18 protein-coding genes are annotated in these 21,935 nt (G+C 67.9%); 9 read left to right on the top strand and 9 right to left on the bottom strand.

The window, feature by feature from the left end; genetic code table 11:
* The first annotated feature begins 224 nt into the window (after positions 1-224).
* The 3 genes from IEY68_RS07320 (at position 225) to IEY68_RS07310 (ending at position 4,950) form a co-directional block, all read left to right on the top strand.
* Positions 225-1,754, top strand: a complete 1,530-nt coding sequence (locus tag IEY68_RS07320; RefSeq protein ID WP_229718648.1) for an AIM24 family protein — start codon at positions 225-227, stop codon at positions 1,752-1,754.
* Positions 1,755-1,794: 40 nt separating this feature from the next.
* Positions 1,795-3,375 (top strand): phytoene desaturase family protein, encoded by a 1,581-nt coding sequence (locus IEY68_RS07315; RefSeq protein WP_062996844.1) that lies wholly within the window; start codon positions 1,795-1,797, stop codon positions 3,373-3,375.
* Positions 3,376-3,504: 129 nt separating this feature from the next.
* Positions 3,505-4,950, top strand: coding sequence for a three-helix bundle dimerization domain-containing protein (locus tag IEY68_RS07310; protein ID WP_062996846.1), 1,446 nt, complete (start codon positions 3,505-3,507; stop codon positions 4,948-4,950).
* Positions 4,951-4,999: 49 nt separating this feature from the next.
* Here IEY68_RS07310 and IEY68_RS07305 read toward each other — a convergent pair whose 3' ends face one another.
* Complete coding sequence (locus tag IEY68_RS07305; protein ID WP_062996848.1) at positions 5,000-5,920, bottom strand: LLM class F420-dependent oxidoreductase; 921 nt, start codon at positions 5,918-5,920, stop codon at positions 5,000-5,002.
* Between the two features lie 55 nt (positions 5,921-5,975).
* Positions 5,976-6,194, bottom strand: coding sequence for a hypothetical protein (locus IEY68_RS07300; RefSeq protein WP_062996849.1), 219 nt, complete (start codon positions 6,192-6,194; stop codon positions 5,976-5,978).
* Positions 6,195-6,497: 303 nt separating this feature from the next.
* Here IEY68_RS07300 and IEY68_RS07295 point away from each other — a divergent pair, with 303 nt between their 5' ends.
* Entirely contained in the window at positions 6,498-8,603 is a 2,106-nt protein-coding gene (locus IEY68_RS07295) for an AMP-binding protein (protein ID WP_062996851.1), read from the top strand.
* Positions 8,604-8,850: 247 nt separating this feature from the next.
* Entirely contained in the window at positions 8,851-10,215 is a 1,365-nt protein-coding gene (locus IEY68_RS07290) for a metallophosphoesterase (protein ID WP_229718647.1), read from the top strand.
* Positions 10,216-10,230: 15 nt separating this feature from the next.
* On the opposite strand, the gene IEY68_RS07285 is transcribed toward IEY68_RS07290, so the two are convergent.
* Positions 10,231-11,472, bottom strand: a complete 1,242-nt coding sequence (locus IEY68_RS07285; protein WP_062996855.1) for a phthiocerol/phthiodiolone dimycocerosyl transferase family protein — start codon at positions 11,470-11,472, stop codon at positions 10,231-10,233.
* 150 nt (positions 11,473-11,622) lie between these two features.
* On the opposite strand from IEY68_RS07285, the gene IEY68_RS07280 reads away from it, so the two are divergent.
* Positions 11,623-12,399 (top strand): siderophore-interacting protein, encoded by a 777-nt coding sequence (locus IEY68_RS07280; RefSeq protein ID WP_062996857.1) that lies wholly within the window; start codon positions 11,623-11,625, stop codon positions 12,397-12,399.
* Between the two features lie 16 nt (positions 12,400-12,415).
* Here IEY68_RS07280 and IEY68_RS07275 read toward each other — a convergent pair whose 3' ends face one another.
* On the bottom strand, positions 12,416-13,192 hold the full coding sequence (locus IEY68_RS07275) for a M50 family metallopeptidase (RefSeq protein WP_062996859.1): 777 nt from the start codon (positions 13,190-13,192) through the stop codon (positions 12,416-12,418).
* Positions 13,193-13,419: 227 nt separating this feature from the next.
* Here IEY68_RS07275 and IEY68_RS07270 point away from each other — a divergent pair, with 227 nt between their 5' ends.
* Positions 13,420-13,881 (top strand): RsbRD N-terminal domain-containing protein, encoded by a 462-nt coding sequence (locus IEY68_RS07270; RefSeq protein ID WP_062996861.1) that lies wholly within the window; start codon positions 13,420-13,422, stop codon positions 13,879-13,881.
* A gap of 3 nt (positions 13,882-13,884) precedes the next feature.
* Here the strand turns inward: IEY68_RS07270 and IEY68_RS07265 are convergent, their stop codons facing one another.
* From IEY68_RS07265 to IEY68_RS07255, 3 genes are all read right to left on the bottom strand, one after another.
* Positions 13,885-15,102, bottom strand: a complete 1,218-nt coding sequence (locus tag IEY68_RS07265; protein WP_062996863.1) for a PucR family transcriptional regulator — start codon at positions 15,100-15,102, stop codon at positions 13,885-13,887.
* A gap of 164 nt (positions 15,103-15,266) precedes the next feature.
* The gene (locus tag IEY68_RS07260) at positions 15,267-15,419 is read right to left on the bottom strand and encodes a hypothetical protein (protein ID WP_189094098.1); all 153 of its coding nucleotides are present in this window, start codon (positions 15,417-15,419) and stop codon (positions 15,267-15,269) included.
* Positions 15,420-15,753: 334 nt separating this feature from the next.
* Entirely contained in the window at positions 15,754-16,350 is a 597-nt protein-coding gene (locus IEY68_RS07255; RefSeq protein ID WP_062996865.1) for a TetR/AcrR family transcriptional regulator, read from the bottom strand.
* A gap of 72 nt (positions 16,351-16,422) precedes the next feature.
* On the opposite strand from IEY68_RS07255, the gene asnB reads away from it, so the two are divergent.
* Both asnB and IEY68_RS07245 read left to right on the top strand, forming a co-directional pair.
* A complete protein-coding gene (asnB, locus tag IEY68_RS07250) occupies positions 16,423-18,267 on the top strand; it encodes an asparagine synthase (glutamine-hydrolyzing) (RefSeq protein ID WP_062996867.1) in 1,845 nt (614 codons plus the stop codon).
* Positions 18,268-18,500: 233 nt separating this feature from the next.
* Complete coding sequence (locus tag IEY68_RS07245) at positions 18,501-19,940, top strand: MDR family MFS transporter (protein ID WP_062996869.1); 1,440 nt, start codon at positions 18,501-18,503, stop codon at positions 19,938-19,940.
* Here IEY68_RS07245 and IEY68_RS07240 read toward each other — a convergent pair.
* Both IEY68_RS07240 and IEY68_RS07235 read right to left on the bottom strand, forming a co-directional pair.
* On the bottom strand, positions 19,924-20,907 hold the full coding sequence (locus tag IEY68_RS07240) for a hypothetical protein (protein ID WP_062996871.1): 984 nt from the start codon (positions 20,905-20,907) through the stop codon (positions 19,924-19,926). The two genes, IEY68_RS07245 and IEY68_RS07240, sit on opposite strands and share 17 nt — an antisense overlap.
* A gap of 255 nt (positions 20,908-21,162) precedes the next feature.
* Positions 21,163-21,714 (bottom strand): DUF8020 domain-containing protein, encoded by a 552-nt coding sequence (locus IEY68_RS07235; RefSeq protein ID WP_062997208.1) that lies wholly within the window; start codon positions 21,712-21,714, stop codon positions 21,163-21,165.
* Between the last annotated feature and the right edge of the window lie 221 nt (positions 21,715-21,935).

Raw genomic sequence — 21,935 nt, 5'->3', positions numbered from 1 at the left:
TCCGACGGCTCACCGAAGTGATCGGTTTCGGCCGGTTCGATGTTTCGTCGCAGGTGGTGTCCCTGTGGGAGGTTCGGCGAATACTGAGGTGGCGCGGTGTGGGCGCTATCGGTCAGACTCGTCGGTGTGGATCAGAAGTCATGCGGGTGGAAGGCCGGGAACCGGGCCACTCGGAGGGCCGGAGGCAACCCGGCCCGGTATGTACGGGATGGGGGTGGGCCGCGGTGACCGCGCTCGCTCCGGGGGAGAACCGGCCCGCGCCGGGCGACAGGCTGATGGTGACGGTGACCTGTTCGGCGCCGGTGGATGTTTCGGCGCTACTGCTCGCCGCAGACGGAAAAGTCCGTTCCGACGGTGATTTCGTCTTCTTCAATCAGCCGGTCGGACCGGGTGTGACCTACCGGCACGGGCAGGGTAGCGGGGATGTGGTCGATGTACGGCCTCCCGCGCTACCCGCCGATATCGACAAGGTGGTGGTGACCGCGAGCCTGGACGGCAGCGGGCCGCCTACCTTCGGCTCGGTGGGATCGCTGACCGCGACGATTACCGGCGAACAGGACACACTCACCTTCCCGCTGTCGAAATTGAGTACCGAGACAGCCGTGGTCTGCGTGGAGATCTACCGGCGGGCCGGCGCGTGGAAGGTTCGTGCCGTCGGGCAGGGCTACGACAACGGGCTGGCGGGTGTCGCCACCGATTTCGGTGTGAACATCGACGACGAGCCGGTCCCACCCGCGCCGGCGCCGTCCGTACCGCACTCGTCGCGTACCGATCCCACCGTGATCGCGAATCCTGTAGCAGGGCAGCAGTACTCGCCTCCCCAATATCAAGCGCCGCACGATCGAGCACCGCAGTATCCGGCCCAATCCGGACCACCGCCGGGGTACCCCGCCGCGCCTGCCGCCGGGTATCCGCCGCCGGGACCCGGCTATCCGCCTCCGCAGCAGCCGTACCCACCCGTTGCTCCTCCTCCGCCACCCACCCCCGCTCATTCTTCTCAGCAAGGAGCTCAGCCGATGCACAGCGAGCTGTTCGACCCGCGTCATGCCGAAGTGTCCGGGATGGGCATTCAGAAGCAGGGCGGCAAGATGATCAAGGTCGGCGTGAACGGCGAAACGCTGGTCCGGTCCGGATCGATGGTCGCCTACCAGGGCGATCTACATTTCCAGGCGCTCGGTTCCGGTGGGATCGGCCGCGCGATCCAGCAGCGGCTCACGGGGGAGGGCGTGCCCCTGATGAAGGTGTCCGGGCGCGGCGATCTGTTCGTCGCCAACGGCGCGGCCGATGTGCACATCATCGATCTGGACGGGACAGACGGACTCACCATCAACGGGTCCAATGTGCTCGCCTTCGACCCCACACTGGGCTATGACATCCGGATGGTGCAGGGCGCGGCCGGATACGCCAGTAACGCCGGCCTGTTCAACTGCGTGTTCAGCGGCCGGGGCCGGATCGCCATCACCAGTCACGGCAGCCCGGTCGTGCTCAATGTCGACCAGCCCACCTACGCCGATCCGCAGGCGGCCATCGCCTGGTCCTCCAGCTTGCAGACCGGGATGAAACGTAACGACTCCTTCGGGCTGGGTCGGCTGATGGGCCGCAGCACCGGCGAAGGAATGACGCTGTCGTTCTCCGGCCGGGGTTTCGTCATCGTGCAGCCTTCGGAACTGCCACCCGGCGGCATGCTCGGCGGAACCGGCGGTGGGCAGGAGGCCGGGCAGAGCGGCGGACTGCTGGGCGGTTTGCTCGGATAGCCTCACCACCGCCACGGCGCCGGTGTGGTATCGACGTCATATGGTGATGCGGTCCCGGTACGACGTGGTGATCGTGGGCGGTGGGCACAACGGCCTCGTCGCGGCGGCGTATCTGGCCCGTGCCGGGCGGTCGGTGCTGGTGCTGGAACAGGCCGCGGTGGTCGGGGGCGCGGCGGTCTCGGCGCGGGTATTCGACGGCGTCGATGTCCGGCTGTCCCGGTATTCGTACCTGGTCAGCCTGCTACCGGACCGGATCCTGCGCGATTTGGGTCTGCGATTCGATACGCGGAAGCGGCGGATCTCCTCCTACACGCCGGCTGGATCGTCGGGGCTGCTGATCGACAATCGGTCACCGGCCGCCACCCGGGAGAGTTTCGCGCGGGTCACCGGGTCGTATCGCGAATTCGAGGCCTGGCAGCGCTTCTACGAGATGACCGGTGAGGTGGCGCGGGCGGTTTTCCCGACGTTCACCGAACCACTGCCCACCGCCGCGCAGTTGCGGCAGCGGGTCGGCGAGCGGGCCTGGGCGGAACTGTTCGCGCGGCCCCTCGGGGAGACCATCGAACAGTATTTCGCCGACGACCTGGTCCGCGGTGCGGTGTTCACCGATGCGCTGATCGGCACCTTCACCCACGCGCACGATCCGTCCCTGCTGCAGAACCGCTGTTTCCTCTATCACGTGATCGGCGGCGGCACCGGCGACTGGGATGTACCGGTGGGTGGTATGGGCGCGCTGACCGATGCGTTGGCCGCGGCGGCTCGTGCGGCCGGTGCGGAACTGGTGACCGGTACCGAAGCAACCGCGGTGTCGACCGACGGGCGCACCGCGGAGGTCGCCTTCGCCGGTGCTGCGGCAGGTACGGTGGCGGCGCGGTATGTGCTGGTGAACGCCTCACCCGTCGAGGCGGCCCGGCTCCTGGGCGAGCCAGCGGGCGGGAAACCCGAAGGTGCGCAGCTGAAGATCAATATGGTGCTGGACCGGTTGCCCCGGCTGCGGGATACCGGCGTGGCCGCCCGGGACGCGTTCGCCGGTACCTTCCATATCGCCGAATCCTACGACCAGCTCGAGCACGCCTATCGGGAGGCGGCGGCGGGGCGTTTGCCCACGATCCCGCCCTCGGAGATCTACTGCCACACATTGACCGATCCCGGTATCGCGGCATCCGCTGCTGTCGGCGGCTCGGCACGGCACACCCTCACCCTGTTCGGATTACACACTCCAGCAAGACTTTTCGCGGACAATCCGGAGGGCGCCAAGGAGGCTGCGATCACCGCGACCCTCACCGCGCTCGATGCTGTACTGGCCGAACCGATCCGCGATTGCCTGGCCCGTGACGTGCACGGTGCCCCGTGCTTGGATGCCGCCACTCCGGTGGATCTGCAACACTCGCTCCGGCTGCCCGGCGGGCATATCTTCCACGGCGATCTGTCCTTCCCCTACCTCTCCGGGGCCGCGGACACACCCGCGCAACGCTGGGGAGTGGATACCGCCCACGCCAATGTTCTGCGCTGCGGCGCGGGCGCCCTGCGCGGTGGCGGGGTGAGCGGAATAGGCGGGCACAATGCGGCCATGGCCGTCCTCGAGGAAACCGCAGACCGGCGTCCGGGAAATGCCGGGTGAATTCTGGTCGGAGATTCGGCTGTGCCGCTCACCGTTGGGAGTATCCGAATACTTTGTGGCGGTAGCGTTGTCGGCTGTGGATCGGCCCGGCGGGTCGTTTCGATTCCATGCCGGCGCCGAGGAGAAGATGTGGCACTCGATACCGTCCCGAAGCACAGGGCCTCGGAGGACAAAGCAGCTCGCGAGCAGAAGGCGATACGTGAACTCGCCGGTCGGCTGGCCGCAGCCTATTCCGAGAATCGTTCCCCGGACGAGGTGAACACCGCGATCCGATCGGCACACGATCGGTTCGCCGCCAGTACGGTGCGCGATTTCGTTCCCATTCTCGTGGAGCGGGTCGTACGCCGTGAATTGGAAACGCCCGAGGGAACGGGAACTCCCGAGGTCACCGCGCCGGTGTCGATGGGGAAGGCCACGGTGTCCGCCGCCACTGCCGAGTTCCCCGGCGAGGAGCGCCCGCGCAGTCTGACCACCGACCGGCGCGGGCTGTTCGCCCTGGCGGGCGCCGCGGGTGTGGTGGCGGTGGGCGCCACGGCCTGGGCGGTGTCGCGCCCCGATTCGACTCCCGCCCCGGCGGCCCCGGTGGCCGGGTCACCGCTGACGAAGGTCACCGGAGTGGTGGGGTCGGAGAAGTCGGCGTTCTTCGCCGACGAGCGGGTCGCCGATGTCTTCGCCGCACACGGGTACGAGGTGCGAGTCGAGGCGGCCGGATCGCGGGAGATCTCCACCTCGGTCGACCTGGACGGCCGGGCCTTCGCTTTTCCGTCCAGCCTGCCCGCGGCCGAGCGGCTGAAACGCGAGGTCGGGGTGAGCACCCAGTTCATTCCGTTCTATTCGCCGATGGCGATCGCCACCTTCGCCCCCATCGTGCAACTGCTGGACGCGGCCGGAGTCGTGAAATTCGACGGCCCCGCGCCCACCCTCGATTTCTCCGCCTATATCGACCTGGTGCAACGCGGTGTGCAGTGGGACGAACTGGCCGGCAACTCCTCTTACCGGGTCGGGAAGAACATCCTGGTCAGCACCACCGATGCTCGGACCTCGAATTCGGCGGCCATGTACCTGGCGGTGGCCAGCTATGTCGTCAACGATCACGCGGTGGTGCGCGGTGCGACGGCCGAGCAGCACGTAATGCCCACACTGCAGCGGCTGTTCCTCGCGCAGGGCTATACCGAGGGATCCAGTGCGGGCCCGTTCGAGGAATACCTCACCGCGGGTATGGGACCGACGCCGATGACCTGGATCTACGAGGCGCAGTACGTGGCGGCGGCGGTCGAGAAGCGGTTGCGGCCCGATATGGTCCTGCTGTATCCGTCACCCACGGTGCTGTCCCGGCATACGGTGGTCCCGCTGACCCCGGAGGGTGAGGAGATCGGCGCGCTGCTGCACAACGACGCCGAGTTGCAGTCGCTGGCCGCCGAGCACGGTTTCCGCACCGGGGATGTCGCCCGCTTCGACGAGGTGGTCGGCGAACACGAGGTGGCGGTCTCCCCGGATCTGGTCGATATCGTCGATGTTCCGGCCTACGAAACCCTCGAGCACCTGATCGACGGAGTGGCCGCCGCCTACCGGTGACGCGATATCGCGGCGGACGGCGCCCGCGGCAGCCGTCCGCCGGCGGACCTCACAACTGTGCGGCGACCTCATCGGCGATGAGGGCGAGATGGTCCAGATCGGCCAGGTCCAGGATCTGCAGGTAGATCCGCTGGGTACCGATCTCGCGATAGCGCCCGATCTTGTCGACGACTTCCGCGGGCGAACCGGCCAATCCGTTGGCCCGTAGTTCGTCCACCTCGCGGCCGATCGCGTCGGCGCGGCGCGCGATCTCGGCCTCGTTCGATCCCACACAGGCCACCAGCGCGCTGGAGTACACCATGCTGTCGGCTGCCCGTCCCTGTGCGGCCACCGCGGCACGTACCCGGTCGAACTGGGCGGCGCTGTCGTCCACCGAGAGGAACGGGATATTGAACTCGGTCGCGTAGCGCGCGGCGATCCGCGGGGTGCGTTTCGGACCCTGACCGCCGACGATCACCGGCACGGGCTGCTGTACCGGCTTCGGCAGGGCGGGTGATTTCACCAGCTCGTAGTACTTTCCGGTGAAGTCGAAGGTCTCGTCGAGCCCGGTTTCCCAGAGCCCGGTGATCACGGCCAGTTGCTCTTCGAACCGGCCGAATTTGTCGTCGGGGAACGGTATCCCGTACGCGGTGTGCTCGTCGGCGAACCAGCCGGTGCCCAGCCCGAGCTCCACCCGGCCGCCCGACATCTGGTCGACCTGGGCCACCTGGATGGCGAGTGGTCCCGGTAGGCGGAAGGTGGCGGCCGTGACGAGCGTGCCGAGGCGGATACGGCTGGTTTCCCGGGCCAGGCCGGCCAGAGTGATCCAGGCATCGGTGGGGCCGGGCAGGCCGTCGACCGAGCCCATGTGCAGATAGTGGTCGGAACGGAAGAATGCCCCGAAGCCGAGGTCCTCGGCGGCGCGGGCCACTTGCAGCAGCGTCGGGTAGTCGGCGCCCTGCTGTGGTTCGGTGAAGATTCGCAGTTCCATACGCCTCATCGTGCCGCACCGGCCCGGCGGGCCTTCCGGGTGGAGTGCCGGGAGTTCAGGCGGCCGGGCCGGTCATCCTGGTGGGCAGGACCCGGTCGGACCATCCGCAGGGCAGTGCGCAGCTGGCGATGACGGCGGTTTCGATCTCGCCGTTGTCGAAGACGCGGCGGGTGGATTCGGCGCGTGCCGGATACCCGCAGGACGCGCATTTGCCGAAATAGTCGAGGATCTCGTCGATCTGGGTGATGGCCACCCGGCGTCGGGTCTGGTGCATCGTGGGTCCTCCGAGGTCGGAGCGAGTGGTACGCGGCCGAATGTAATTCGCGCACAACGGACATGCGGGCGGAGTGAGCGGTCGCTGGGAGTTGTCACACCCTGGTCGGCGGCGGGATTGGACAACCTCCAACACCAGGTTCGGCGCGTCGGGTGAACGCCGGGCAATCAGCTTCGTGACCTGTCACAGAGCGTTCCTACTCGCTGGTAACAACTATGCCGCCGCGCTATTGTGAGGGACGTTACAGATGGGTTACCCCGCCGGCCCAGTTGTTCGGTGCGGGCTGACGAGAAGTTGCGGGAGTTGGTTACCGACGTCATCGATATGGTCGCGGAAATCCCCGCTGCGCGCGCCGCTGTCTGGGATCTGCTCCTCGACCCGCAGACCTATCCGCGGGTGTTCACCGGTATCGGCGCGTGCGCGCGCCTGGATGTGCCCGGAGAGCAGACGGTATTCGAATTCCGGATCGGCACACCGGAAGCCGGTATCCGGGCGCTGCGCGTCCGGGTGGTGACCGGCCGGTGGTACGAGAGCCTGGAACTGCACACACCGGAGATCGGGAGTTTCGCGGCCCTGCGGATGTACGGCGAAGGCGACCGCTGCACGGTATCGATCACCTATTTCGCCCCGGGACGGGTGCACCGCGATATCACCGACCTGTCGAACGCGGCGATCCAGGATTGGACTGCCAAGGGGTTGCGCCGGATCGCCGATATCCTGCGCGGCGCGCGCACCTCGACGGTGGTGAACGGGGAGGGGTCGCTGGTGCGGCTCCAGCTCGAGGTACTGCGGCAGGTCACGATCAGCGGTGTGGTGCGTACCCGGCCCAACGCGGTGATGAAACAGTTGCTGTCGTTGAACAAATGGGGTTTCAACCTGGCCGGAGGATACGCGGCCGGAGCCGCGTATTCACCCGGCCGCGCCGCCGTCGTCGACGATCGCGGATCCCGCACCTTCGCCGATATGGACCGGCGCAGCAACGCGCTGGCCGGGGCGATGGCGGCGGTGGGACTCGGCGCCGGCGACGCGATCGGCCTCCTCTCGCGCAATCACGCGGGCATGGTCGAAACCATGGTCGCCGCCGGTAAGCTCGGCGTGGACGTGGCGCTGCTCAATGCCGGACTGTCCGCGCGGACCATCGAGCAGATCGTGCAGCGGCACCGGCTCTCGGCGCTGTTCGTCGACGGCGACCTCGAACAGCTGGTGCAGTATCTGCACGACGACATTCCCCGGTACAACACCGACCTGCGGCCGCCGTTCCCGGATCGGTACACCGTCGAGGATCTGATCGAGGTGGGGGAGAGCGGCTTCCGTCAGCCCACCCAGCCGGGTCGGCTGATCGTGCTCACCTCGGGCACCAGCGGGATCCCGAAAGGGGCGCGCCGGCCGCACCCGAAGGGTTTCGGCACCATCGCCGCGCTGCTGTCGCGGATCCCGATGGAGATGGAATCGACCATGCTCATCCCCGCCCCGCTGTTCCACACCTGGGGCCTGGCCGGATTGCAGCTGAGCACCGCGCTGCGGTGCACGGTGGTACTGCCGGAACGTTTCGATGCCGAGGACTGTTTGCGCGCGGTCGCCGAACACCGGGTCACCACCATGATCGTGGTGCCCACCATGGTGAACCGGATTCTCGATCTGCCTCCGGCCGTGCGCGCCCGCTACGACACCTCCAGCCTGCGGCATGTCATCAGTTGCGGGGCACCGCTGGCGGGGGTCACGGTACTGCGGTTCATGGACACCTACGGCGATATCCTCTACAACGTCTACGGATCCACCGAGGTCTCGTGGGCGACCATCGCCACCCCCGTGGATCTGCGCTTCGCGCCCACCACCGCGGGCCGGCCGCCGCTGGGGACCCGGGTCTCGGTGCTGGGACCCGACCACAAACCGGTGCCGATCGGCGCCACCGGACATATCTTCGTCGGCAACCACATGCTGTTCGACGGCTATGTCAACTCCGCGCCGCCCGACGAGGCGCACGGGATGCTCGATACCGGTGACCTCGGGTATTTCGATGTCAACGGCCGGTTGTTCATCGCCGGCCGGGACGACGAGATGATCATCTCCGGCGGCGAGAACGTTTTCCCGCGCCCGGTGGAAGAAGCCCTCGCGCATCTGCCGCAGGTGAGCGAAGTCGCTGTGGTGGGTGTCCCGGACCCCGAATTCGGCCAGCGGCTGGCCGCGTTCGTGGTGAAACACGAAGGGGCCGGACTGGATTCGGATATGGTGCGCACCTATATCCGGCATCGGCTGAGCCGGTTCTCCGTTCCCCGCGATGTGACCTTCATGTCGGCGCTGCCGCGCGGGGAGACCGGGAAGATTCTGAAATGGCTGCTGGCCGGCCGGCCGGACGGGGAACTCCCGCCGTCGGCTCTGGGCGGGCTGGGAGTCACCGGGTCGGTGTGACTCCGGTCGTTCGCGCGGGCCTGCCGGTGACCTCGAACACCTGAATGCCGGTGTGCTGCAGAGATACCCGATGATCACCGCGACATGGTGTTATCGATGGTTCCCGGTCGCGGCTCGCATGCGTGAGTGCCGCCGCGTGGTGGACCGATGATCGTGGGGGCCACGGATGGTCCGGGCGGCGAGGAGTAGATTCATCAGCCGCACAATCAATTGGTCGGGAGAGGCATCCTCCGTGGTAGTAGTTTCCGTGCTCACAGGACTGGCCGTGGCGTGGTTGATCGCCGGGCTGCACTGGTACCTGTGGCGGCGGCTGGTGCGTGACACCACACGACACGGATCCCGCTGGCGGATACCCGGTGCCGTTGTGCTGGCCGTCGGCGCGTGTGCGATGTGTGGTGCGTTCGCGGTGATGTTCGGTGGGGTGGACCGGGCTTCCTGGCGCTGGCTGACCTGGCCCGGATTCCTGTGGGCGGCGCTGTTCCTCTATCTGCTGCTCGGTGTGCTGGCCGGTGAGGTCGTACGACCGCTGCTGCTGCGCGGCCTGGTGCTCCGGGACGCCGGTACCACCGCGCCGGCGGGCGCGGGACCCGCCACCGCACCGGATGCGGTCACAGCGCCCGAATCCACCGCGGCGGCTACACCGCAACCGGTCGGAGCGGCCGTCGGCGAAGTGCCCGGCGCGGGCGCCCCGCCGGGCAGCGCACCTGGTCCGGTGGGTTCCGCAATGGGCGGACCGGAGGCGCCGGCACCGCACGGTGAATCCGAGGCACCGGGGCGGCGCCCGATTTCGCGGCGGATGCTGGTCTCGCGGCTGGCGGCCGGGGCAACGGTGATCGCGGCCGGTGCGGTCGTGGGCACCGGCACCTACGGAGTACTGGACGGTCCGGCGGTCCGGCGGGTGACCGTTCCCCTGGCGAAGTTGCCCGCTCGGGCGCACGGTCTGCGGATCGCCCTGGTCAGTGATCTGCACCTGGGTCCCGCGCTGGGTCGCGCGTTCTGCGAACGGGTGGTGCGCACGGTGAACGACACCCGTCCGGACCTGATCGCGGTCGCCGGCGACCTCGCCGACGGCACCGCGGCGGATCTGCGGGCCGAAACCGAACCGCTGGCCGGACTCAGCGCACCGCTGGGTGTCTACTTTGTACCGGGAAACCACGAGTACTTCTCCGACGCCGACGCGTGGCTCACCCGGGTGGGTGAGCTCGGGATGAAGGTACTGCTCAACGATCGGGTGTCATTGCCCGATTTCGATCTCGCCGGCGTCGACGACCCCCGGGGGACCGCTTCCGGTCGAGGGCCCGATTTCGCGGCTGCCCTGGACGGCCGGGACGCCGGCCGGGCCTGCGTACTGCTGGCGCATCAGCCGGTGGTGATCCACGAATCGGTGGCGTACGGGGTCGACCTCCAATTGTCCGGGCATACCCACGGGGGACAGCTGTGGCCGGGCAATCTGATCGCGCGGCTGCCCAATCCGACCGTCGCGGGGCTGGAACTGTACGGGGGAACGGCGCTGTATGTGACCCGCGGTGCCGGGGCCTGGGGGCCGCCGGTCCGGGTGGCGGCTCCGTCGGACATCACGGTGCTCGAGCTGGCATCGCTGCAGGGAGTCTGAAGTATCGCGGCGGGGTCAGAGCCGGGTGAGTAGATTCTCCAGCCGTTCGATCCGGGGTGTCTGCACCGGAGTGAACTCGGGGGGATGGTGGATCTCGACGCTGAGACGGTCGTCGTAGGTGCTGATGATGCTGGTGCCGCCGCCTGCCTGCGGGGGCCGGCGTCCGGTCGGATCGGGTTTGGCGATCATGGTGGTGCGGAAATCGTGGATTCGCAGTGTCGGTACCGATAGCCGGGGTAATCGCCCCCAATTGGTGGTCATCACCGTGTCGAACGGGTTGGCCGGTGGCGCGGCCAGGGTGTCGGGGAGTTGTAGTGGGGTCTGCTGGATGTAGCCGGAGGTGAGCCCGGTACGCAATGCGTGGAAGACTCCGTGTGCCAGCGCGGTGAGCGTGCCCTCGGTGCCGGGGCCGGGCCGGTAGCCGGCGAAGCCCAGCACATTCGTTCCCTCGGTGGGCCCGATCCGGGGCGCGACCCTGCGGCGCAGATCCACGGAATACGAACACAGCAGTTCGTCGACCGGCAGCTGCCGGGCCTCGGACTCGGTGAGCAGCAGCGCCGCGGCGACCAGGCTGTGTACCGTCACTCCGGCGCGGTGCCCGTAGGCGACGAGGTCGGTGCTTTGTTCCCGGCTGAGCCGGCAGCGGGTGGTGCGCAGTGGCGGATACACGTTCTCGTTCGCGTTCAGCGCCTGTGCCGGAGGCAACGGTGGGAGGGCGCGGGGTGGTTCGTCGCTACCCGGGACCGGTCGGCGCACGATCCCGCGCGCGGCGAGCAGATCCTCGACCGGCATCGGCTGTCTGGCCGGCGGGAGCGAAAATATGCGCCCGGCCGCGGCGGACACATAGCAGTGCCACAATCGCTCGAGCAGGTTCAGCGCGTGGGTGGCGTCGGCAATGCTGTGATGGACCAGCAGTGTGACGCTCGCCATATCCTCGGACAGCACCACGTGCAGGGTGCCGAGGGCTCGGCGCTGATCCGGTTCGGCGCCGGTGAGCAGCAGCTCCGGATCGCCGTCGGCGACGGTCAGCACGATCTCGGGAGGGCCGGAGGTGACCAGGGTGTGCCCGATCGGCTCGGTGGGCGCGAGTTGCGCGCCGAGGATGGGATGAGCCGTGACCAGGGCTTCGAAGGCCGCGGCCAGGGCGCTGAGGTCGAGCCGTCCGGACATTCGGGCGCAGTATCCGACGAAAACCTCGCTGAATGCGAAGATCTGTTCGCTGGGCGCGAGCGGGCGGATGACAGTTGCCGCGGTCATGGTTGGTGCCTTCGTCCGGAAGTTTGTGTGAGATTAACCCAAAAACGGTTCCTTGCCTGATATTTCGGTCAGTAGGAGACGGACGCTACACAACGCGTCCGAGACGGCTGGTACGTTGCTTAGGTAAGCCTAATTAGTTGAGGAGGCCGGATGGCCAGGAAGCGCACGACCATGACCGTCGCCCGGACGGAGTGGCTCGGCCCGCATATCGCCCGGGTGTACCTGGGCGACCCCGGATTCGACGATTTCGATACGAACGAGTTCACCGACGCCTACGTGAAACTGCTGTTCGACCGCCCCGAGGGCGAGGTCGCGCGCACCTATACGGTCCGTTCCGTGGACAGCGCGGCCCGGGAGATCGCCATCGATTTCGTGGTGCACGGCGACGAGGGCATCGCGGGGCCCTGGGCCGCCGCGGTCCGGCCCGGTGAGCAGGTCACCTTCTTCGGGCCGAGCGGGGCGTACGCACCACGCGCGGATGCGGACTGGCATCTGCTCGCCGGTGACGAGGCCGCGTTGCCGGCCATCGCCGCGGCGGTGGAGGCGCTACCCGAGGGCGCGCCCGCGAAGGTGTTCATCGAGGTCGCGGACTCGGCCGATGAGATCACTTTTACTTCCGAGGCGCTGGTGGACGTCACCTGGGTGCATCGCGGCGGTGCCGCCCACGAAGTCGGTGACGATCGCGCCGGCGATAACGCGCCGCTGATCGGCGCGGTGCGCGCGGCACCGTGGCTGCCGGGCCGGGCGCAGGTGTTCATCCACGGCGAGGCGCAGGCCGTGATGCACAATCTGCGCCCCTATATCCGTAAGGAACGCGGTGTCGCCGCGGAATTCGCCTCCATCTCCGGGTATTGGCGCCGAGGCCGCACCGAGGAGAGCTTCCGGGTCTGGAAGCGGGAACTCGCCGAGGCCGAGACCGCGGGTTAGTCGCCCCGGCGCGCGCTCAGTTCGCCGGGCAGTCCGCACCGTTGGGGATCGGGAGGCAGATGCCCTCGGTCGCCGACAGGAGCAGTCCGGCCCCGAGCACGAGCGCGCCCAGGGCGACAGCCAGGAATACGACCACCCAGAACAGGCCGGGCAACCGGGTGAGCCGGGCCAGTTGATCGGCGTCGGTGGTGCCGTCGCGCATCCGGGAGCGGGTGCGCTGTAGTTCCAGCACCGGCCGGCTGCCGGCCAGCAGTAGCAGCCATGTCGCCAGATAGGCGAACCCGGCCTGCAGGGCATCGGAGCCGAACCGGGACACCGCGAAAACCAGTGCGCCGGTGCTCACCACGGAGATCACACCGTACACATTGCGGATCATCACCAGCATCACGGCCAGCGCGGCGATCGCGATCCACAACATGAGGGTGATCCGCCCGGCGCCCAGCAGCGCCGCGAAACCGAGGCCGACCAGAGGCGGCGCCGGGTAACCGGCCAGCGCGGTCAGGATCATGCCCAGCCCGTAGGGTTTTCCGCTGGACACGGTGAGCCCCGAGGTATCCGAGTGCAGCGTGATGGCGTTGAGCCTGCGTCCGCTCAGCAGCGCGATCAGGGCGTGCCCGCCCTCGTGCGCGATGGTGACCACATTGCGGGTGATCCGCCACAGCGGCCCGTACCCGACCAGTATCAGCGCCGCCACCGCGGTGGCGAGTACCAGCCAGGGCGGCGGCGCCGCCTGGGTCGTCGTGAGCCGCTCCGCGATGGAACTGCTGCGGTCTATCAGATCACCGGTATCCACCGCCGCACCTTAACCGGGAGGAGCGGCGGGGCGCTCGTCGTGTGCCCGGGGCGGGGCCGGTGGGCGTCTACACGAAATCGAAGTATCTGTTGATGGGACGTCTCACTATCTTTGCCGAGCCGCGTTCCGAGGTGGACCGAAGTCCGGGTGATGTGTCGTACCGCGACGGCCGGGTAACTATACGTTTGTCCATATCGGTTGCCGGTCGCTGGTGGAGGGAGCATGTCATGTGCACGAGTGAGCAGTACGACCGCGAGCCCGGGGACTCCCGGGAGCTGTTCGAGGTGCCGGATCCGGCCGAGCTGATGCGCATCTGGTCGGCGAACAGTGTGGTGGCGGTGCCGACCGAACAGCCGGGATCGGATTTCGAGACGGCTTTCCGGGTGGGCCTGGGTCTGGCGCTGGCGCTGCTGGACGATTCGGATCCCTCCGGGCGCCAGGTGCTGGCCCGGCTGGAGGTGGCCGCCGCCCGCTGGGCGCGGGAGAAGATTCCCCTCGAGATCATCCAGCACGCACTGCACGAGGGCGTGAAAAGCGGTCTGGGGCTGCGTGATCCGGCGCAGCAGAAGCCGGCCGCCGCGGCCGACGGTGTGGACGGCTGTTTCGTGGTCGACGTTCTCGACACCTTGACCGCAGCGGTGTCGCGTGCCTATGTGGCGCAGGTGCGCAGTGGGCAGGAACAGGCGTGAGGATCAGCTCGCGCGGTAACTACGCGCGACGAGCGCGGAACGCAGATACCACAGTCCCGACGGCTGCGTCGGATCGAAACCGGTGAGCTGGGCGACCCGCTTGAGCCGGTAGTCGATGGTGTTGGTGTGGATATGCATGAGACGCGCGGTGCGCTGCCGGTTCAGGTTGTTGCTGATATGACGCTGGAGGGTTTCCAGCAACTCCGGATGGTCGTCGAGCGGATCCAGCAGCGAGCCCAGGTACTCGCGGCCGGGCCCGGGGCGGGTGAGCTGGTATTCCAGGGCCATATCGTCGAATCGGTACAGTCCGGGCACACAGTCGAGCCGCTGTATCATATCCAGCAGCTCGTGGGCCTGATCGGCCGCCGCGGGCACGTCCGCGGTGGGCGCCTCCACCACCGCCGCGCTGAGGGGTACCTGCGCCGCCCGCGACAGTTGGGCGACCAGTTCGTCGAGTGCTTCGCCGGCCAGTATCTCCGACGGCAGCAGCACGGTGCCGCCGTCCACGCTCAGCAACGACAGCGCCGAATCCTCGCAGCGGGTAGCCAGTTCGGCTTGGACCCGGCGCAGTTTGCGCCGGGCGACGACCTTGCCGTCGAGCGCCGGAACCGATTCGTCCGGGTGCGCCGGAATGGCCATCGCGAGGACGGTGTAGGCAGGCGCGATCTCGATACCGCATTCCCGGGCCATGGTCGAGGTGCTGTGCCCGCCCAGTAGCGCGGAGGTCAGCGTGTGTACTGCGGTGTGATGTTCGCTGACCACCGAGCGCAGTTCGCGGACATAGGCCATGGAGATGCAGACGGTCATCTTGTCCAGCATCTCGACGACCAGTTTGGCTCCGTCGACCAGCGACGAATAGTCGGTGACCGTGGCATTGGAGACCACCAGATCCAGGCCCAGCCGGAACCCCTCGTGCACGGCGTGGTGGATGGTGTCGATCGGTACCCCCTCACGCGCCCAGCCGGCCGCGGCGTTCTCCAGCCGCCGTGTCTTCTCCGGGATGTCCTTGCCGTCGAGCATGCTGACCGCGAGTTCGAGACAGGTGCGGGTGATGGTGGTGACATCACCGTGGATCGCATCGCCGGGCAGAGTGCCGCACGGGACCACGTTTTCCACGAAGTGGCCCACCATGCGCCGGGACAGTTTGCGCACGTCCTGTAGTGGGGCCGACATGGGCTGGCCGGATAGCGTCAGCTTCGTTCTGGTCGTATCGACTGTCATACTGCTGACTCCTTTTACCCCTGGTGGCGCGACTGGGGCTCAACAGTAATGATCATGCGCCGGATCGCGGGTGGGTTTACGAACTCGACTGGACGACCGTGCAGGGTCGCACCGTCTGTCTTGTGACCGTTCACAGTGGTACGGGTTATGGTCGAACGGGCTGTTCAGGTGGGAAACCCGGGTGCAAGGGTGCTTGCCGCGCGCTCAGCACCGGTGCGTGCGTTCTCCGCGCCGAGGACTCCGACCGCGCAGACCAATCCACCGAGCAGGATTCCCGGGCGAACCCGGTGGTCGAGATGGGGTAGCGGTGCTCTCATGTCGCGGATGCTATCCACCGATTCCACTGGGCCACCGGCACTCTGTGCGGACTCGCAGTCCGGCAGTGGTTCCAGGTGAATTCGGTCGTCATTCGGCGCCCCGTGTGGCGATTTGCGCAGACGAAGAATGACAGCACTTCTGCTGTCGAGGCCGGTGCCAGGTCAACACTCCGGGGTCGGTGGCAGGTTCCTGGCCGGTTTCGGTGATGCTGGTGAAGAGGGCGGCCGTGAATCGGCAGTGGTCGGCGCGCAGGGGTTGGGCGGAGAGCGAGGTGAGCGCCCCAAATCCTCCGGATCGAGGTGGACGAATCGGGGCCGACGGCCTCCGCAGCGATCAGCGAAAGTTAGCTGCCACCAGGTGAATTGCCGACATCAATGCGGGTGTCAGCGGTTTGTCGCGATCGGCCGCGGCGCGCACCGCGGCCATGCCCGCGCCCACGAATGCGCCGACGATCGTGGCCGCCTGCAGATCGTCCAGTTCTCCCGGGAAGCTCGCCCGCAGCGCCTCCGCCATTCGTTCCTGGCTGGCGAAGGTGCGCTGCAGAACGGCCCCGTAGAGGGCGGGCACGGTGAACAGCAGGCGGGCGCGGGACTGCCCGACCTCGTCGCCGGGATCGTCGCCTTGCTCGGTAGCCAGCATCGCATCGAACGCGCGCGCCACGAGATCCGCCGGGACCTCGCCGGGGTCGCGCCGTCGCAATACGCGTAGTCCGGCCTCGATGATGGCGGACCGGTCGCCGAGGACCAGTTCCTCCTTGGTGGCGAAGTAGTTGAAGAACGTACCCGAGGAAACCTCTGCGGCGCGGGCGATTTCGGTAGTCGTCGTCTGGTCGTAGCCCTTCTCCTCGAACAGCCGGTAGGCCGCGCGCAGCAGTGCCCGCCGGGTGCGTTCCTTCTTCAGTTCCCGCAGTCCGACCTCGGTGTCACCCATGACTGCACTCTACTACAGCTGCTACAAAATTATAGTTGCACTAAGTTTGTAGTCACTGTAAATATGGGGGTTATGTGTGGAATCACCGGATGGGTATCCTTCGACCGAAACCTGGCCCGCGAGCGCGACACCGTCGAGGCGATGACCGCGACGATGGCCGAGCGTGGCCCCGACGCCGGAGGTGTGTGGATCGAGGGGCCCGCCGCCCTCGGGCACCGCCGCCTGGCCGTCATCGACATCGGCGGCGGTGGTCAGCCGATGACCACAGAGACCCCGAACGGCACTGTGGCGCTGGTGTATTCGGGGGAGGTCTACAACTTCACCGAACTGCGTTCCGAACTGGTCGCGCGCGGGCACCGCTTCCGGAGCCGCTCGGACACCGAGGTCGTGCTACGCGGCTACCTGGAATGGGGCGAAGCTGTCGCCGAGCGGTTGTCGGGTATGTACGCGTTCGCGTTGTGGGACGTCCGGGACCAGCGGCTGGTGTTGATCCGGGACCGGCTCGGCATCAAACCGCTGTATCTGTGGCCGACGGCCGACGGGGTGCTGTTCGGCTCGGAACCCAAAGCGATCCTTGCCAATTCTCTGGCTCGCCCGGCGCTCGGGCTGGACGGGATGCGGGAACTGTTCACAATGATCGCCGACCCGCGGAGCGCGGTATGGGACGAGATGGAGCAGGTCGCCCCGGGCACGGTAGTGACGGTGAGCCGGGAGGGTATACGCCGGCACCGCTACTGGGAGCTGACGAGGGCCGAGCACACCGATGACCTGCAAGCCACGATCGGTACGGTGCGAGGACTGTTGCAGGACAGCGTTGCGCGGCAACTGGTTGCCGATGTGCCGTTGTGCACACTGCTGTCCGGCGGGCTGGACTCCTCGGCGATCACCGCGCTGGCCGCGGCCCGGTTGCGTGAGGAGAGCGAATCGGTGCGGACGTTCACCGTCGACTTCGCCTACCAGGAGCGCACTTTCGTTGCCGACGAATGGCGTGCGACGCTCGATTCCCCGTTCGCTCGGCAGGTGGCCGACCACGTTGGAGCGCGGCACAGCAGTGTCGTCCTCGGGCCCGCCGCGCTGGCCGACCCCGAGGTGCGCGCCGCCGTTGTCGCCGCGCGGGACCTGCCGTACGGATTCGGCGACTCCGATGCCTCGCTGTATCTGCTGTCGCGGGCGGTGCGCGAGCATTCCACAGTCGCGCTGTCGGGGGAATCGGCCGATGAGATCTTCGCCGGATACCGCTGGTTTCACGAGCCGGCGCTGCGCGATGCCGCCACTTTTCCTTGGATGGCGGCGATGCCGAAGGAAATGACGCGGCGGACCGGGCTGCTGCGGCCGGAGCTGGTGCGCGAACTCGACCTCGACACCTATGTGCAGGACAAGTACCGGGAGGCCGTCGGGCCGGTCGAGTCCGCGGCCGGCGACAGCGAACTCGAGGCCAGAGCTCGGCAGCTGTCGTATCTGCATCTCACCCGTTTCCTACGGGCGATGCTCGACCGCAAGGACCGGCTGAGCATGGCGGCGAGCCTCGAGGTGCGAGTGCCTTTGTGCGATCACCGGCTGATCGAGTACGTCTACAACGTGCCATGGACGATGCGCGCCTACGACGGGCGCGAGAAGAGCCTGTTGCGCGGTGCCACTGCCGAGCTGCTGCCGCGGTCCGTGGTGGAGCGCAAGAAGTCGCACTATCCACTGGCGTCGGACAGCGTGTATCTGATCGCGCTGCAAAAGCAGACGGCGCAGGTGCTCGGTGACCGCCGCGGTCATCGGGTATTCGAACTGGTCGACGCCGACGCGGTATCCGAGCTGGCCCGCCGCCCGGCCGACGGCATCGATCTGCCCGAGCGGATCGGCCTCGAGCAGTTCCTGGACCTGGTCATGTGGCTGGACCGCTACGACCCGGTGGTCACTACGGCGTGATCGTAGCCAGTACCGTAGGGGCGTCCGCATGAGCCGAATTCGACCTTGCGTCTGTCGAAGTGGTCGTCGAACTCGTCCCATTCCCGGCTGCGAGGGGCCGGTATTCCTCGGCGGGCCGGAGCCGGCGGTGCTCTACGGGCTTGCCGGTTCGGAGACGGGTGCGGCGATGAGGGGAATACGGTGGCCCGGCGATCGTGTTGATCCTTCCGGTCCGGAGGAGAAGAGGTGCGGCAGTGGTGGCGGAGACGGTGCGAACCGATGTGGGGCTCCGCTCCGAACGTGGCGCGATCCTGTGGTCGCTCATGCTGGGCACCGGGCTGATCGCACTGGATTCCACGATCATCGCGACCGCGGTCCTGACCATCACCGAAAGTCTGGGCGGTTTCGCCCAGTTCCCCTGGCTGTTCTCCATCTATCTGCTCGCTCAGGCCGTGACCGTGCCGGTATACGGCAAGATCGCCGATACGGTGGGCCGTAAACCGGTGATCCTGTTCGGTATCGCGGTGTTCGCCCTCGGCTCGCTGCTGTGCGGGCTCGCGGGCAGCATGCTGTGGCTGATCGTGTTCCGGGCCGTACAGGGTATCGGCGCGGGCGCCGTCCAGCCGATGACCATGACCATCGCCGGTGACCTTTACACCCTGGCCGAACGCGCGAAGGTGCAGGGTTATCTCGCCGGTGTCTGGGCCTTCTCTTCGGTGCTCGGACCTCTGCTGGGTGGGGTATTCGCCGAATATATCGGCTGGCGATGGATCTTCCTCGTCAATCTGCCGCTGTCGGCGTGGGCGGGGTGGATGTTGCTGCGCCACTACACCGAATCCCCCGCACGCGAGCGTCGGCGGGTGGACTACACGGGCGCGATGCTGCTGACCTCGGGTGCGGGTGCGATCATTCTCGGCTTGCTCGAGGGTGGTCGCGCCTGGGCGTGGGACGCACCGGTCAGTATCGGCATCTTCGCCGGTGGTGCGGCCGTGCTGGTGGCGTTCGTCCTCGTGGAACGCCGAGCGGCCGATCCGGTGCTGCCGCTGTGGCTGTTCACCCGGCGCGTCGTGGTCGCCAGTTCGGCGATCTCCGCGCTGGTGGGCGCGCTGCTGCTCGGTCTCACCTCCTATGTCCCGACCTTCACCCAGGGAGTACTGGGTGCCGGGGCGGTGATCGGCGGGCTGACCGTCGGTGCGCTGACCCTCGGCTGGCCGGTCTCGGCATCCCAGTCCGGCCGGGTGTATCTGCGGATCGGCTTCCGGCGTACCGCCTTGATCGGCGGTGTTACGGCGGTGATCGGCGCGGCGGGCACGCTGTTCATCGGTCCCGGGTCGAGTATCGCGCAGGTCGCGGCCACCTGTTTCGTCATCGGACTCGGTTTGGGCCTGGTCGCCAGTCCGACCCTGATCGCGGCGCAGACCAGCGCCACCTGGGGCGAACGCGGCGTGGTCACCTCGGCGAACATGTTCGCGCGGTCCATCGGCAGCGCGGTGGGAGTGGCCGTATTCGGTGCGCTGGTGAATTCGCGGGTGGGCGATACCGGCACCCCCTCGCCCGCGGCGCTGGCCGAGGGGGTGCATCTGGTGTTCGTGGCGGTGGCCGCGATGGCCGTGGCCATCGTGATCGCCGCCGCCTTCATGCCCGGTGGCCGTGGGGAATCCGGCCACCGGCAGGCAGTCACTCCTGCGCGGTGAGCACCTCGACCCGTTCCCCGGCATCGAACTCGATCACCTGGTGCACCCGGGAATCGCCCACCGGTCCCAGATCGGCGACCACCACTTCGCCCCGCTGCGCCACCGATTCCACCAGTGCCTCCTGCGGATTGCCGTCCGACCCCGCGATCAGGATGCGATCGCCGACCTCCAGCGCGTCGGCGCGGACTCCGCTGTCGACCAGGCGCGGCGTGAATACGCCACAGTAGGTCCGGCCGGCGATATCACCGACCCCGCGCTGGGCGATCGTCCACCAGACGGGTGTGGAACTGTCTCCAGCGGACCGGCGATGCCAGCGCAGGACCCGATCCCGGTCCGCTTCGGCGGCGGCCCGGCTCTCGTGTACCGAAACATGCCGGCGTACCGGTGCACTACGCGGTTTCACGGTGCCGGCGGCACCGTCGACCACCAGGATCCAGTTCGCCGACTGCTCCTGATCGCGCGCCGCGTTCACCCGCTTGGCCAGCGCGTGGCCCGGGGTGGCGCCGAGCCGATCAGCGACCTCGGCCAGGTTCTCCGCCAGCCCGAGGGCGCGCAGGAACCCGGCCACCTCTATTTCCGCGGTATCGAGTCGCTGGGCGAGTACCGGCATGGGTGTGCGATCCCGCCACGCACCACGGGCGAGGTGCTCGTGTTCGGTGAGCCAGAGCGCGGAGGGACCGTGTCGGTGATGGTCCACCACCACCGACCACCAGTCCCATCCGGGTTCGGCCGCCATCCGGTCCCGGATCCAGCCTGCGCGATCGCCTGCGCGCACTTTCTCCTCCGGCGGAACGAAATTCCGCAATGCCGCCTGTACGGCCGACGGGGTGCGGCCGAGTTCCGCGGCGATCTCGGGCAATCCCTTACCCGCTCGCAGTTCGGCGGCGATGGCCCGATATTCGGATTCGCGCCACGACGTCCCGTGCTGACGCGGCGGCAGCAGTCGTTCCTGTCCGATTTCACTCATCACAGAACCCCCGGTTCCGAAGCGCCGGAAGGGTGTGTCACGCGGCCGGTTCGCCGACCGCCCATAACCCCTCCGACTGTGTCCTACCTGCATGATTCTACGTGGGGGGTCCGACAGAAAACGGCCCGTCGACGCCTGTCGGGGCCGGGGCCGTACGAGAAATATCCGTTCCGCCGCAACAGGTTCGGTGTACCGGCGGTAGGGCGAACCCGGCCCGGCCCACCTGTCGCGGTGGGCCGCAGCCGAGTTCGTCGGTCACGGGGTGGAGTAGCCGATGAGCGCGCCGACGCCGGCGCCGATCGGAATGGTGATCAGCGCGCCCACGCCGCCCAGGAAGAAGCCGAGCACGGCACCGATACCGCCGCCGATCAGCGCGCCGATTCCGGCATTGTGCAGTTTGCGTGACTCGGTGCCCGGATCGGCCACGAGCTGGGCCACATGCTGTCCGGCCGGGGTGGCCGCGTCCGGTGTCAAGGTGAGGGTACGACCGTCGGCGGAGATCGCGGAGGCCAGCGGTGCGGTCTGCCCGGCGGCCGCGACCCCGAGTGGCAGTGTGGTGACCACGCGGCCGGACGGATCGGACAGGGCGACCGCCGCGCCGTCGGCGGTGAGCGCGAAACTTCCGGCGTCGAGGGTCGTGACGATCGCGGTTCCCGCCTCGTTCGGCGCCACGACATAGCCGACCCCCTGCTCGGCTCCGCGCACGGCGACCTCGGTGGCGACGGGCTGCGCCTGCGCCGTGCCCGCGGCGACGCCGAGGGCGCCGATCGAGATCAGCGCGGTCGCGGCGAGTTGCTTGATTCTCATGGTGTTCCCCACTTGTTCTGCCGGCGCGGCAGCGCCGGCGGTCCCCAAGAAGCCGGATCTCGGCTCGGAACCCATTCTCACGGAACAAGATCGGGCGGACAATACTTTCCGGGAATTGCCGTTACGCTGAATTCCGGTTCACCGCGTAACTGTTCGACCGGTCGTGTGAGTCCGGTGGTGCGGCCGTATTCCCTCGCGCGATCGCGGCCGTATGCGACGGG

It is taken from the genome of Nocardia jinanensis (genome assembly GCF_014645735.1).
GTDB lineage: Bacteria > Actinomycetota > Actinomycetes > Mycobacteriales > Mycobacteriaceae > Nocardia > Nocardia jinanensis.
Note: the sequence above shows the minus strand (reverse complement) of the source record. Positions and strands in the feature narration are given on the sequence as shown.

Excerpts from the sequence above, each read along its gene's own strand:
- IEY68_RS07285 (WP_062996855.1), bottom strand. The coding sequence starts at position 11,472 with ATGACCGCGGCAACTGTCATCCGCCCGCTCGCGCCCAGCGAACAGATC.
- IEY68_RS07305 (WP_062996848.1), bottom strand. The coding sequence starts at position 5,920 with ATGGAACTGCGAATCTTCACCGAACCACAGCAGGGCGCCGACTACCCG.
- IEY68_RS07240 (WP_062996871.1), bottom strand. The coding sequence starts at position 20,907 with ATGAGTGAAATCGGACAGGAACGACTGCTGCCGCCGCGTCAGCACGGG.
- IEY68_RS07300 (WP_062996849.1), bottom strand. The coding sequence starts at position 6,194 with ATGCACCAGACCCGACGCCGGGTGGCCATCACCCAGATCGACGAGATC.
- IEY68_RS07270 (WP_062996861.1), top strand. The coding sequence starts at position 13,420 with ATGTGCACGAGTGAGCAGTACGACCGCGAGCCCGGGGACTCCCGGGAG.
- IEY68_RS07280 (WP_062996857.1), top strand. The coding sequence starts at position 11,623 with ATGGCCAGGAAGCGCACGACCATGACCGTCGCCCGGACGGAGTGGCTC.
- IEY68_RS07235 (WP_062997208.1), bottom strand. The coding sequence starts at position 21,714 with ATGAGAATCAAGCAACTCGCCGCGACCGCGCTGATCTCGATCGGCGCC.
- IEY68_RS07260 (WP_189094098.1), bottom strand. The coding sequence starts at position 15,419 with ATGAGAGCACCGCTACCCCATCTCGACCACCGGGTTCGCCCGGGAATC.
- IEY68_RS07265 (WP_062996863.1), bottom strand. The coding sequence starts at position 15,102 with ATGACAGTCGATACGACCAGAACGAAGCTGACGCTATCCGGCCAGCCC.
- asnB (WP_062996867.1), top strand. The coding sequence starts at position 16,423 with ATGTGTGGAATCACCGGATGGGTATCCTTCGACCGAAACCTGGCCCGC.
- IEY68_RS07255 (WP_062996865.1), bottom strand. The coding sequence starts at position 16,350 with ATGGGTGACACCGAGGTCGGACTGCGGGAACTGAAGAAGGAACGCACC.
- IEY68_RS07315 (WP_062996844.1), top strand. The coding sequence starts at position 1,795 with ATGGTGATGCGGTCCCGGTACGACGTGGTGATCGTGGGCGGTGGGCAC.